Origin of the sequence: Serratia rubidaea (assembly GCF_016026735.1) — a bacterium.
Lineage (GTDB): Bacteria > Pseudomonadota > Gammaproteobacteria > Enterobacterales > Enterobacteriaceae > Serratia_B > Serratia_B rubidaea.
Map to the genome: position 1 here is coordinate 3,348,450 of NZ_CP065640.1, position 11,560 is coordinate 3,360,009.

An 11,560-nucleotide genomic window follows, 5' to 3' on the forward strand; every position below is an offset into this window, starting at 1 on the left:
CGATCGTTTACGGCAATTCGATTTACACCGATCTTGCATAAATTCCCATCAAATTTTACCGACAGGTTTCCCCGTTATTCCATCAGGCTCACCTGCGCCGCGACGATCCGCCAGCCGCAGGGGAAGCGCACCCAGGTCTGCTGCTGACGGCCGATGCGCGTGCTGCCGTCACGGGTGAACTCGGTGCTGCAGACGGCGTAATCCTCACCGAAGGTGACGATCCGGGTATTCTGCAGCCGGCGCGCCAGCCCGGCGGCGGGACGCGCCGCGCGAAAGGCGCGGATGTCGCCGATGCCGTACAGGTTCTCGCCGGCCCCCAGCCGCACCGTGCGTTCGCTGTGCCAGAACAGCTCATCCAGCACGGCGATATCGTTGCTGACCAGCGCCTGTTCGTAGCGGTCAAACGCGGCGGTCACTTCGGCCAGCGTCAGGGGATGGTTAATCTCTTGGGGAGCGATCATGCTGCCACCTCCGCGGCGTCGGCCACCGTAATGCCCATCTGTTCCAGCGCGGCGGCGGCGCGCAGGCAGGCCTGTTCGTTAAACGGCGCGGCAATCAGTTGCAGACCGATCGGGCGTCCGGCGGCGGTGCGCAGCGGCGCGGTCGCCACCGGCAGCCCGAGAAACGATATCGGCTGCGTCAGCATGCCCATACTGGCGCGTATCGGCAGCGGCTGGCCGTTAATCTCCATCTCCTGCGCGCCGATCGGCGTTGCGCTGCACGGCGTCGCCGGCGCCAGCAGCACGTCGGTATGGCGGAACAGCGCCAGAAACTGCTGCTGCGCATGGCGGCGGAAGCGCTGCGCCTGTACGTACCAGGCGGCGGGGATCATCGCGCCGGCCAGCAGGCGCTCGCGCGAGTGCGGCTCAAAACGCGCCGGTTCGCGCCGCAGGGCGGGCAGATACTGGTTGCCGCCCTCGGAGGCGCTGAGAATAAAGGCTGCGGAGCGGGCCAGCTCGGCCTCGGGGAATATCAGCTCCTCCTGCGCCTCCAGCGCCCGGGCGGCGCGCTGCAGCGCGGCGCGGGCGTCGTCATCGCACCAGGTGGTGAAATAGCCGCCGAGCACCGCGCAGCGCAGGCCCTCCATGCCGCGCGGCAGCTGCATGGCGGTCAGCTGGGCGGGGCGATCCGCCTGGAAGGCGTCCTGCGGATCGCTGCCCTGCAGCGCGTCGTACACCGTCGCCAGATCGCCGCAGCGGCGGGCAAAGGGGCCGATGTGGTCGAGGCTGGCGACAAACGGCTGGGTGCCCGCGCGCGACAGCCGGCCGAAGGTCGGCTTCAGGCCGAAAATGCCGCACAGCGACGCCGGCACGCGGATGGAGCCGTTGGTGTCGGAACCGAGAGAAAAGTGCACCGTACCGGCGGCGACCGCCGCCGCAGAGCCGCCGGAGGAGCCGCCGGCAATACGCTGCAGATCGTGCGGATTGCGGGTGGCGCCGTAGTGGCTGTTCTCGGTGGTGAAGCCGTAGGCGTAGGCATCCATATTCAGCATGCCGGACAGCAGGCCGCCGGCCTGCTGCAGCTGACGCACCGCCCAGCTGTCGGCGGCGGCCGGCGGACGCTCGCTGAACAGCTGCGCGCCGGCCAGCGTGGTGTGTCCGGCCACGTCAAACAGGTTTTTCACCGCGTAGGGTACGCCCGCCAGCGGCGGCAGCGGCTGGCGTTGCCGTCGCAGCGTATCGATCTGCGCCGCTTCCGCCAGCATTCGCTGCTCGGTGATCGCGGTCCAGGCGTTGATCTGCGGGTTGACGCGGGCGATCTCATCCAGCGTGCTGCGGGCGATCTCCTGGGCGCTGAGTTCGCCGTTGCCGAGCGCCCGCTGGATATCGCGGATGCTTAACTGATGTAATTTCATGCCTGATACACTCCTGCCACTTCCAGCCGCTCATCCAGCGGAAACGCCATCAGCGGCTCCGCCAGCGCGGCGATGCGGATAAACTGTCGCTGCAGTTCGGCACGCCGGGCGTCGTCCAGCTCCAGCGCCAGAATCTGTTCCATCTGGGCGAGGTAGGCGCGCCAGTCCGGGGGTAAATGGGTCATGCTGTTCTCCTTAAAAACCGGCGGCGCTGCCGTTGCTGCGCGGGTCAAACGCCCCTTCCAGCAGGCCGTCAGGGTGGCGGACAATTGCGCCGGCGTGTCCCATGGCTTCGGTGAAGTCGGCCAGGACTTCCACCTCATGGCCCAGCGCACGCAGGCGTGCGATAGTTTCCGGGGCAAAGCGGCCCTCCAGTTTGAGCGACTCCGAGCTTTGCCCCCAGGTGCGCCCCAGCAGCCAGCGCGGGCGGCTGATGCTCTCCTGCAGCGGCGCGTTTTGCAGCACGTAGCGGGTGAACAGGGCCGCCTGGGTCTGCGGCTGGCCGTCGCCGCCCATCGAGCCGTACACCATCACGCGGCCGTCGTGCAGGCGCGCGGCGGCGGGGTTGAGGGTGTGGAACGGCTGTTTGCCCGGCGCCAGCGCCAGCAGATGCGCCGGATCCAGACTGAAGGCGGCGCCGCGGTTCTGCCAGACGATGCCGCTGTCCGGCAGCACCACGCCGCTGCCAAATTCATGATAGATGCTCTGAATAAATGAGACGGCGAGGCCGCTGTTGTCGATCACGCCCATCCACACCGTATCGCCCGGACCTTTGCCCGCGCCCCACGGCGCAGCGCGTCGTTCATCCACCCGCGCCGCCAGCGCCTGCAGCGCCGCCGGTTCGAGCAGCGCCTGGCTGTCGCCTGCCAGACAGGCGGGGTCGGTGATATGCGCATCGCGCAGGCCAAAGGCCAGTTTGGTCGCCTCCACCAGCCGGTGCACCGTTTCCGTCTCGTCCGCCTCGGCCATCGCCAGCCGATCGCTGATGCCGAGGATCGCCAGCGACGCCAGCCCCTGGGTCGGCGGCGCCAGATTCCAGACGTCGCCCTGCCGGTGCTGCAGCCGCAGCGGTACGGTGCGACGCGCGCGGTGCCGCTGTAAATCCGCCAGCGTGACGGGCATGTCCAGCTGCGCCATGCCGGCCGCCAGCCGTTTGGCCAGCGGGCCGCGATAAAAACTGTCCAGCCCCTCCTGCGCCAGCTGCCGCAGGGTAGCCGCCAGCGCCGGCTGGCAGAAACGGCTGCCGGCCTGCGGCGGCGCGCCGTCCGGCAGAAAGGCGGCGGCAAAGCCCGGCAGGTCGCACAGTTCGGCGTATTTGGCCGCGCTGGCGGCGGCCTGCGAGGCGGTGACGGGAATGCCCGTTTCGGCGTAGTCGATGGCGTCCGCCAGCAGGCGCGGCAGCGGCAGCGCACGCCCGCACAGCTCGGCGGAGACGCGCAGCGCCTCATCCCAACCGCTGACGGTGCCGGCGACGGTCAGCGCCGCACGCGGGCCGCGGTGCGGGATCTGCGTCAGGTCGGCATAGGCCGCCGGCGTGGCGAGCGCGCCGGCCGCGCCGCTGGCGTCAATGGCCAGCGGTTCACCGTCCGGCGGCACGATCAGCCAGAAACCGTCGCCCCCCAGACCGTTCATATGCGGGTAGACCACCGCGACGGTGGCGGCGGCGGCCACCATCGCTTCGATGGCGCTGCCGCCTTCCCGCAGTACCGCCAGCGCGCTCTGGCTGGCCAGGTGGTGCGGCGTGACCGCCATCCCGTGGGTCGCTACATTACTCTGCATGGATCGTCCTCGTGGTTATCGCCTGCCGACGAGGTTGCAAAAGTTGTTCCAAATCTGCCGACGGGCAGCGTCCGCGAAATTTTTTGCCTGCCGGTGTGCACGATGACGGGGTTTGACGCTATAGTCCGGTGAAACGAAAGTTACAGGGGCCGTAATGCAACAGCTTGATGAACGCCTGAAGGCGCAGTATGCCGCGCTGTCGCCGCAGGAACAGCGGGTGGCGGATTTTATCTTCGACCATTTCAACGACCTGATCAGCTATAACAGCGCGGAGCTGGCGCGGCTGAGCGGGGTGTCGAAGGCGACGGTCAGCCGGCTGTTCAAGCGGCTCGGCTACGACAAATACAAAGACATGCGCGACGAGCTGCGCACCCTGCGCCAGAGCGGCATGCCGCTGACCGACAACCGCGATGCGGTGCAGGGCAACACGCTGCTGGCGCGTCACTATAAGCAGGAAATGGCCAACCTGACCCAGTGGGTCAACGCCATCGATGCGCAGCAGTTTGCCGCGGCGATCGACGGCCTGGCGAACGCGCGGCGCATCATTATTATCGGTATGCGCAATGCCTATCCCGTCGCCTTGCACCTGCGTCAGCAGCTGCTGCAGGCGCGCGGACAGGTGCTGCTGCTGCCGCAGCCGGGACAGAGCCTGAGCGAAGAGCTGGTGGACGCCTCGGCGGAGGATCTGGTGGTGATGGTGGCGTTCCGTCGCCGTCCGCGCATTGTGCGCCCGCTGCTGCAGCAACTGCAGGCGGACGGCGTGCCGGTGCTGCTGCTGTGCGAGCCGCAGGCGCAGGCGCTGTTTCCGCTGGCGCGCTGGCAGCTGTGCGCGCCGCTGGACAGCGTCTCCGCCTATGACAGCTACGCCGCGGCCAACAGCCTGATTAATCTGCTGGCCAACGCGCTGCTGCATCAGCTGCTGGACAGCGGGCGGCCGCGCATCCATCACATCGCCACCCTTTACCAGCAGTTGGACGAGCTGGAACAGCGCTGACGGGGCGCCAGAATGGTGCTTTGCCTTGTTTTGGTGCGCGTCCGGTGCACGACTGATGCACCGGTCGCCGCCGCCGCGTCGCCATAACATTACCGATTTACTGAAAATCAGCCGGTTACTTCCCGGACGTCGTTTCTTTGCGGCGTCGGCGTTGCGCCGCCCGTATTTGGCACATTAGTTGCAGAATTGGTTTTATGGAACCTTTTGTTTCATGCTAATTTTACGGGGAAACGCTAATGAGAAGAATCATCATCGCACTGGCCGGCGTCGTCTGCCTGTTGGCCAACATGACTGCGGCGCAGGCCGACCAGTGGCAGCGCATTGAGCAGCGCGGCGTCATCCGCATTGCGGTGCCGCAGGATTTTCCGCCGTTCGGCTCGGTGGGCACCGATTTGCAACCGCAGGGCTATGACATCGATATGGCGCGCTATCTGGCGCAGCAGATGAAACTGAAGTTGCAGCTGGTGCCGGTCAGCAGCGCCAACCGGGTGCCTTATCTGCAGACCGATAAGGTCGACCTGGTGATTTCCAGCCTTGGTAAAAATGCCGAGCGGGAAAAGGTGATGGACTTCAGCCGCGCCTATGCGCCGTTCTTCCTCGGGGTGTTCGGGCCGAAAACGGCGCCGCTGAGCGATGCGGCCGCGCTGGCCGGCCACAGCGTCGGCGTGACGCGCGGCGCGGTGGAGGACATGGTGCTGAGCGCCATTGCACCGGCGGCGGCGCAGATTAAGCGCTACGAAGACAATAACACCACGCTGTCGGCGTATCTGTCCGGCCAGGTGCAGTATGTCGCCACCGGCAACCTGGTGGTGGCGGCCATCAGCCGGCAGAACGCGGCCAAAGCGCCGGTGGCGAGCTTTATGCTGAAAGACTCGCCCTGTTTTATCGGCCTGAGAAAGGGCGAAGCGGCGCTGAAGGCCAGGGTTGACGCGCTGATTGAACAGGGCATCAAGGACGGCACGCTGAACGCCCTGTCCGAGAAGTGGCTGAAAGCGCCGCTGCCAGCCAGCCTCGCGCTGTAAGGCGCGCAGCCATGACGCAACAACTGGATTTTTCCGCGCTCTGGCCGTATTGGCCGGAGCTGCTGGCGGGGCTGTGGGTCACCGTGCAGCTGACGCTGCTGGCGACCTGCGGCGGGCTGGCGCTCGGCATCGTCGGCGCGGCGATCCGCAGCGGGCGACCGGGCTGGCTGAGCCGCCTGTGGGGCGCCTATGTCGAGCTGATCCGCAATACGCCGTTTGTGGTGCAGCTGTTCTTTATCGTCTTCGGCCTGCCCAATCTGGGGCTAAAAATGACGGCGGGCGAGGCGGCGCTGCTGGCGATGGTGGTCAATCTGGGGGCTTACAGCACGGAGATTATCCGCGCCGGCATTCAGGTGACGGCGAAAGGGCAGTGGGAGGCCGGGCGCGTGCTGGGGCTGAGCCGCAGCCAGACCTTTATGCGGGTGGTGCTGCCGCCGGCGCTGCAGCGTATTTATCCGGCGCTGGTCAGCCAGTGCATTATCGTGATGCTGGGCTCATCGGTGGTGTCGCAGGTCTCGTATGAAGAGCTGACCTTCGCCGCCAGCCTGATCCAGTCGCGCACCTTTCTCAGCTTTGAGGTGTATCTGGTGACAACCGGTATCTATCTGCTGCTGTCCATCGCCATGCGTCAGCTGATGATGGCGGCGGGGCGTAAATGGCTGGGGGTGACGGCATGATGGCCTCTTTTACCGACTGGGATATTGTGCGCAACCTGCTGCTGGCCGGGCGCTGGACGGTGCTGCTGTCGCTGACGGCGTTTGCCGGCGGCGCGCTGGTGACGCTGCCGCTGCTGTTGCTGCGCCTGAACGGCGGCCGCCGGCTCGGCATGCTGATCCGCGGCTACAGCGCCCTGTTTCAGGGCACGCCGCTGCTGATGCAGCTGTTTTTGGCGTTCTTCGGCGTCGCGCTGTTCGGCGTGGACGTATCGCCGTGGGCGGCGGCGTCGCTGGCGCTGACGTTTTACACCAGCGCGTTTTTACTGGATATCTGGTACGGCAGCATCCGCGCCCTGCCGAAGGGGCAGTGGGAAGCCGCGCGCTGTCTCGGCCTGTCGTTCGGCCAGACGCTGTGGCGGGTGGTGGCGCCGCAGGCGCTGCGCATCGCCATTGCGCCGACGGTGGGGTTTGCCGTGCAGGTGGTGAAGGGCACGGCGCTGGCGTCGATCATCGGCTTCGTCGAGCTGACCAAGGCCGGCACCATGCTGACCAACGTCACCTATCAGCCGTTCAAGGTCTTTGCGCTGGTGGCGCTGGGCTACTTTGTCTTGTGTTACCCGCTGTCGCGCTACAGCCGCTATCTGGAGAATAAATTCAATGCCTCTCATCACCATTAATCAGGTGCAGAAGTATTACGGCGACAACCATGTGCTCAAGGGCGTCGATCTGGATATCGCCATGGGGGAAGTGGTGTCGATTATCGGCCGCAGCGGCTCCGGCAAAAGCACGCTGCTGCGCTGCATCAACGGGCTGGAGGGCTACCAGGAGGGCAGCATCAAACTGGGCGGCATGACCATTACCGACCGCGATGCGCAGGCGCGGGAAATCAGCCGTTCGGTGGGCATGGTGTTCCAGAGCTTCAACCTGTTTCCGCATATGACGGCGCTGGAGAACGTGATGCTGGCGCCGCGTCGGGTGCTGAAAAAAAGCGCGGCGGAGTGCCGCGAACTGGCCGTCCGCATGCTGGAAAAGGTCGGGCTGGGCGACCGCCTGGATTTCTCCCCCGCCAGTCTGTCCGGCGGCCAGCAGCAGCGGGTGGCGATCGCCCGCGCGCTGGCGATGTCGCCGAAGGTGCTGCTGTGCGATGAAATTACCTCCGCGCTGGATCCGGAGCTGGTCGGCGAGGTGCTGAAAGTGCTGGAGCAGCTGGCGGCCGAAGGCATGACGCTGATTCTGGTGACCCATGAAATGAATTTTGCCCGCGAAGTGGGCGACCGCGTGGTGTTTATGCATCAGGGGCGCGTCTGGGAGCAGGGCGACGGCAACAGCCTGTTCGCTAACCCGCAGACTCCTGAACTTAAACAGTTCATCTCCTCCGTACGCGGTCTTAACTAACCAAAGGAAAACACGATGGCTACCGCTCAATATCCGCAAATCAACCCGCCGCAACGCCTGCTGATGGGGCCGGGACCGATCAACGCCGACCCGCGCGTGCTGCGCGCCATGGCGAGCCAGCTGATTGGCCAGTACGATCCGGCGATGACCCACTATATGAATGAGGTGATGGCGCTGTACCGCGGCGTGTTCCGCACCGAAAACCGCTGGACGATGCTGGTCGACGGCACCTCGCGCGCCGGGATCGAAGCGCTGCTGGTGTCGGCCATCCGTCCCGGCGATAAAGTGCTGGTGCCGGTGTTCGGCCGTTTCGGCCATCTGCTGTGTGAAATCGCCCGCCGCTGCCGCGCCGAGGTGCACACCATCGAGGTGCCGTGGGGCGAGGTGTTTACGCCGGATCAGATTGAGGACGCCATCAAACGCGTGCGGCCGCGCCTGCTGCTGACGGTGCAGGGCGATACCTCCACCACCATGCTGCAGCCGCTGGCGGAGCTGGGGGCCATCTGCCGCCGCTACGACGTGCTGTTCTATACCGACGCCACCGCGTCGCTGGCGGGCAATGCGCTGGAGTGTGACGCCTGGGGGTTGGATGCGGTGTCGGCCGGGATGCAGAAATGCCTGGGCGGCCCGTCCGGCACCTCGCCGATCACCCTCAGCGCGCGCATGGAGGAGGAGATCCGCCGCCGTAAGTGCGTCGAGGCGGGGATCCGCACCGCGGCGCATCAGGACGGCGAGGAGGAGATGATCTACTCCAACTACTTTGATCTGGGCATGGTGATGGATTACTGGGGGCCGGAGCGGTTGAACCACCATACCGAGGCCACCTCGGCGCTGTTTGCCGCCCGCGAGTGCGCCCGCCTGATTCTGGAAGAGGGGCTGGATAACGGCATCGCCCGTCACAAGCTGCACGGCGATGCGCTGCTGAAGGGGGTACAGGCGATGGGGCTGGAGACCTTCGGCGACCTGCGCCACAAGATGAATAACGTGCTGGGGGTGGTGATCCCGACGGGGATTGACGGCGACCGGGTGCGTCAGCTGCTGCTTAACGACTTCGGCATCGAGATCGGCACCTCCTTCGGGCCGCTGCACGGCAAGGTGTGGCGCATTGGCACCATGGGCTATAACGCGCGTAAAGACTGCGTGATGACCACCCTGAGCGCGCTGGAGTCGGTGCTGAACCACCTGAAGTTCGCCACCACTCAGGGCGCGGCGCTGCAGGCGGCGTGGGATCACTACGGCAGCGGGGATGCGGCATGAGTGAAACGCTAAGTCCGCAGGCGGCGAGCGAGCAGGCTGCCGCCCGCGTTATGGCGCGCGCCGACCAGCTGGCGGCGCTCAGCGAAACGCCGGACGGCCTGACGCGCGTCTACCTGTCGCCGCAGCATCTGCAGGCCAACCGGCTGGTGGGCAGCTGGATGGCGGAGGCGGGCATGCAGGTGCGGCAGGATGCGGTCGGCAATATCTGCGGGCGCTACGAGGGCGAACGGCCCGGCGCGCCGGCGCTGCTGCTCGGTTCGCACCTGGACACGGTGCGTAACGCCGGGCGCTACGACGGCATGCTGGGGGTGCTGACGGCGATCGAAGTGGTGCAGGCGCTGCAGCAGCAGGGGCGTCGTCTGCCGTTGGCGCTGGAGGTGGTCGGCTTTGGCGATGAAGAGGGCACGCGTTTCGGCATTACGCTGCTCGGCAGCCGCGGCCTGACCGGCAGTTGGCCGCAGGTGTGGCTGGCGCAGACCGACGCGCAGGGCATCAGCGTGGCGCAGGCGATGCGCGACGCCGGGCTGGACCCGGCGCAGATCCATCAGGCGGCGCGCGCCGCCGATGAGATTGCCGCCTATCTGGAGCTGCATATTGAACAAGGCCCCTGTCTGGAGCAGGCGGGGCTGGCGCTGGGGGTGGTGCAGGCGATCAACGGCGCGCGCCGCCTCAACTGCCGCTTTACCGGCGAGGCCGGCCATGCGGGTACGGTGCCGATGCAGCACCGTAAAGACGCGTTGGCCGCCGCCGCCGAGTGGATGGTGTTTGTCGAGCGCACCGCCGGCCGGCAGGGCGGCAACCTGGTGGCCACGGTCGGCGACGTGCAGTGCGCGCCCGGCGCGGTGAACGTTATCCCCGGCGAGGTCAGGCTGTCGCTGGATATTCGCGGGCCGCAGGATGCGCCGCTGGCGGCGCTGCTGCAGACGCTGCTGGCCGAGGCCGAGGCGATCGCCGGGCGGCGTCGGCTGCAGTTTGACGCGCAGGAGTATTACCACATCGGCGCCACGCCGTGCGACGCGCGGCTGCAGACGGCGCTGGAGCGGGCGGTGCAGCAGGTGCAGGGACGGTCGCTGTCGCTGCCGAGCGGCGCGGGGCATGACGCCATCGCCATGGCGGAACGCTGGCCGGTCGGCATGCTGTTTGTACGCTGCAAGGGGGGCGTCAGCCATCACCCGGCGGAAGCGGTGACGACGCAGGATGTGGCGCTGGCGATTGCCGCCTACCGTCAGGTGGTGACGGATCTGGCGCAGGGCGAGTAACGTCCCGGCCCGCAGCGGGCCGGGAACGGCGGCTTACTGCGCGCTGCGCAGCGCGGTGACGCGTTGTTGCAGATCCGGCCAGGCGGCTTTGCCCGCCTGCTCGGTGCGCAGGTAGTTCAGCAGCACGGCGATTTGCCGGTCGCTGAGGTGGTTGGCGAACGGCGGCATGGTGCCGAGCGCCGGCGTGGCGGGGACGGCGATGCCGTTCAGCACCACGCGGATGGCGTTGTCGGGGCTGGCGTCGTTCAGATTGCTGTTGAGCGCCAGCGCCGGACGCACCCCGGCCAGCTGCGCCCCTTCCGACTGCGCATGGCAGGCCATGCAGGCGCCGGAATAGAGGCGCGCGCCTTCCGAAGCCAGCGTTTTCGCCTGCGTTTCGCGCTGTAGCAGCCGCTGTTTCAGCGCGGCCGCCTCGTCGTCCGGCTGCGGCGGGTTGAACGAGGCCAGATAGACGGCCATCGCCCGCAGATCGTCCTCCGGCAGCTGTGACAGCCCCTCATTCACCACCGGCCCCATCGGACCGGCGGCCACGCCGTGGTTAGCGACGTAGCCGCTGCGCATAAAGCTCAGCAGATCGGCGTAATTCCAGCTAATCGGCGCGTTGGAGTGCGCGGTCAGCGCCGGCGCGCTCCAGCCTTCGGCAACGCCGCCGGACAGGTGCGCCTTGCCGCCCTGTTCGGCAAACAGGATATTGCGCGGTGAGTGGCAGGCGCTGCAGTGGCCTAACCCTTCGGTCAGGTAGGCGCCGCGGTTCCAGACCGCGTCGTGCGCCGGATCGGGCTGCATGGCGCCGGGCCGCAGCGCCAGCCAGTTCCAGGCGGCGATCCCCTGACGGATATTGAACGGGAAGTTCAGATCCGTTTTCGGCGGCTGGTAGCGCACCGGCGGCTGCGACATCAGCCAGGCGTACAGCGCCTGCAGATCCTCATCGCTGGTGCGGGTGAAGGAGGTGTAAGGGAACGCCGGGTACAGGTAGTGACCTTCGCGATCGACGCCGTGCCGCATGGCGCGTTCAAAGGCCGGGTAGCTCCAGCCGCCGATGCCGGTTTCGCGGTCGGGCGTGATATTGGTGGAATAGATGGTGCCGAACGGGATCTCCATCGCCAGACCGCCGGTGTTGCGCACGCCGCCGGGGTGGGTATGACAAACCGCGCAGTCGCCGAGGGCGGCCAGTTTGGCGCCGCGGGCGATCTGCTCGGCGCTGAAGGTCTGGTGGTCCGCCTCGTTCAGCGGGGCGATGGCCGGCTGCCAGCTGGCGATGCCGGCGCCGATCAGGGCGACGGCGACCGCCGCGGCGCTCCAGCCGAGAATTTTTTTACGGTTACTCTTCATGGTGGTTTCCT

12 protein-coding genes are annotated in these 11,560 nt (G+C 66.9%); 7 read left to right on the forward strand and 5 right to left on the reverse strand.

Translation table 11 applies throughout. The features are described from left to right. Positions 1 to 74: 74 nt before the first annotated feature. Genes hpxZ through hpxW form a run of 4 tightly spaced genes read right to left on the reverse strand, consistent with a single transcriptional unit; the run spans position 75 to position 3,634 of the window. Positions 75 to 461 (reverse strand): oxalurate catabolism protein HpxZ, encoded by a 387-nt coding sequence (gene hpxZ, locus I6G83_RS15635; RefSeq protein WP_099050042.1) that lies wholly within the window; start codon positions 459 to 461, stop codon positions 75 to 77. After that, a complete protein-coding gene (locus I6G83_RS15640) occupies positions 458 to 1,855 on the reverse strand; it encodes an AtzE family amidohydrolase (RefSeq protein WP_054307930.1) in 1,398 nt (465 codons plus the stop codon). The genes hpxZ and I6G83_RS15640 overlap by 4 nt, the downstream gene beginning before the upstream one ends. Next, on the reverse strand, positions 1,852 to 2,040 hold the full coding sequence (gene hpxX, locus I6G83_RS15645; RefSeq protein WP_054307931.1) for an oxalurate catabolism protein HpxX: 189 nt from the start codon (positions 2,038 to 2,040) through the stop codon (positions 1,852 to 1,854). Before hpxX ends, I6G83_RS15640 begins: the two co-directional genes overlap by 4 nt. A 10-nt stretch (positions 2,041 to 2,050) precedes the next feature. Next, positions 2,051 to 3,634: an oxamate amidohydrolase gene (gene hpxW, locus I6G83_RS15650; RefSeq protein ID WP_062778985.1), complete on the reverse strand. Its 1,584-nt coding sequence runs from the start codon at positions 3,632 to 3,634 to the stop codon at positions 2,051 to 2,053. A gap of 154 nt (positions 3,635 to 3,788) precedes the next feature. Here hpxW and hpxU point away from each other — a divergent pair, with 154 nt between their 5' ends. The 7 genes from hpxU (at position 3,789) to hpxK (ending at position 10,217) form a co-directional block, all read left to right on the forward strand. Next, positions 3,789 to 4,628 carry a MurR/RpiR family transcriptional regulator HpxU gene (gene hpxU, locus I6G83_RS15655; RefSeq protein ID WP_015671854.1) on the forward strand — a complete coding sequence of 280 codons (840 nt, stop codon included), beginning with the start codon at positions 3,789 to 3,791 and terminating at the stop codon, positions 4,626 to 4,628. 236 nt (positions 4,629 to 4,864) lie between these two features. After that, positions 4,865 to 5,650: a transporter substrate-binding domain-containing protein gene (locus I6G83_RS15660; RefSeq protein WP_015671855.1), complete on the forward strand. Its 786-nt coding sequence runs from the start codon at positions 4,865 to 4,867 to the stop codon at positions 5,648 to 5,650. 11 nt (positions 5,651 to 5,661) lie between these two features. Then, positions 5,662 to 6,327, forward strand: coding sequence for an amino acid ABC transporter permease (locus tag I6G83_RS15665; protein WP_054306332.1), 666 nt, complete (start codon positions 5,662 to 5,664; stop codon positions 6,325 to 6,327). Next, complete coding sequence (locus tag I6G83_RS15670) at positions 6,327 to 6,983, forward strand: amino acid ABC transporter permease (RefSeq protein WP_161805787.1); 657 nt, start codon at positions 6,327 to 6,329, stop codon at positions 6,981 to 6,983. Before I6G83_RS15665 ends, I6G83_RS15670 begins: the two co-directional genes overlap by 1 nt. Further along, the gene (locus I6G83_RS15675; protein WP_054306330.1) at positions 6,964 to 7,701 is read left to right on the forward strand and encodes an amino acid ABC transporter ATP-binding protein; all 738 of its coding nucleotides are present in this window, start codon (positions 6,964 to 6,966) and stop codon (positions 7,699 to 7,701) included. Before I6G83_RS15670 ends, I6G83_RS15675 begins: the two co-directional genes overlap by 20 nt. Before the next feature lie 15 nt (positions 7,702 to 7,716). Then, entirely contained in the window at positions 7,717 to 8,958 is a 1,242-nt protein-coding gene (locus I6G83_RS15680) for a pyridoxal-phosphate-dependent aminotransferase family protein (protein ID WP_054306329.1), read from the forward strand. Then, on the forward strand, positions 8,955 to 10,217 hold the full coding sequence (gene hpxK / locus I6G83_RS15685) for an allantoate amidohydrolase (RefSeq protein ID WP_054306328.1): 1,263 nt from the start codon (positions 8,955 to 8,957) through the stop codon (positions 10,215 to 10,217). The genes I6G83_RS15680 and hpxK overlap by 4 nt, the downstream gene beginning before the upstream one ends. A 33-nt stretch (positions 10,218 to 10,250) precedes the next feature. Here the strand turns inward: hpxK and I6G83_RS15690 are convergent, their stop codons facing one another. Continuing rightward, positions 10,251 to 11,549 carry a c-type cytochrome gene (locus I6G83_RS15690; protein ID WP_054306327.1) on the reverse strand — a complete coding sequence of 433 codons (1,299 nt, stop codon included), beginning with the start codon at positions 11,547 to 11,549 and terminating at the stop codon, positions 10,251 to 10,253. Positions 11,550 to 11,560: the final 11 nt, after the last annotated feature.

Excerpts from the sequence above, each read along its gene's own strand:
- I6G83_RS15670 (WP_161805787.1), top strand. The coding sequence starts at position 6,327 with ATGGCCTCTTTTACCGACTGGGATATTGTGCGCAACCTGCTGCTGGCC.
- I6G83_RS15675 (WP_054306330.1), top strand. The coding sequence starts at position 6,964 with ATGCCTCTCATCACCATTAATCAGGTGCAGAAGTATTACGGCGACAAC.
- I6G83_RS15660 (WP_015671855.1), top strand. The coding sequence starts at position 4,865 with ATGAGAAGAATCATCATCGCACTGGCCGGCGTCGTCTGCCTGTTGGCC.
- I6G83_RS15680 (WP_054306329.1), top strand. The coding sequence starts at position 7,717 with ATGGCTACCGCTCAATATCCGCAAATCAACCCGCCGCAACGCCTGCTG.
- hpxW (WP_062778985.1), bottom strand. The coding sequence starts at position 3,634 with ATGCAGAGTAATGTAGCGACCCACGGGATGGCGGTCACGCCGCACCAC.
- hpxX (WP_054307931.1), bottom strand. The coding sequence starts at position 2,040 with ATGACCCATTTACCCCCGGACTGGCGCGCCTACCTCGCCCAGATGGAA.
- I6G83_RS15665 (WP_054306332.1), top strand. The coding sequence starts at position 5,662 with ATGACGCAACAACTGGATTTTTCCGCGCTCTGGCCGTATTGGCCGGAG.
- hpxZ (WP_099050042.1), bottom strand. The coding sequence starts at position 461 with ATGATCGCTCCCCAAGAGATTAACCATCCCCTGACGCTGGCCGAAGTG.
- hpxU (WP_015671854.1), top strand. The coding sequence starts at position 3,789 with ATGCAACAGCTTGATGAACGCCTGAAGGCGCAGTATGCCGCGCTGTCG.
- I6G83_RS15690 (WP_054306327.1), bottom strand. The coding sequence starts at position 11,549 with ATGAAGAGTAACCGTAAAAAAATTCTCGGCTGGAGCGCCGCGGCGGTC.
- hpxK (WP_054306328.1), top strand. The coding sequence starts at position 8,955 with ATGAGTGAAACGCTAAGTCCGCAGGCGGCGAGCGAGCAGGCTGCCGCC.
- I6G83_RS15640 (WP_054307930.1), bottom strand. The coding sequence starts at position 1,855 with ATGAAATTACATCAGTTAAGCATCCGCGATATCCAGCGGGCGCTCGGC.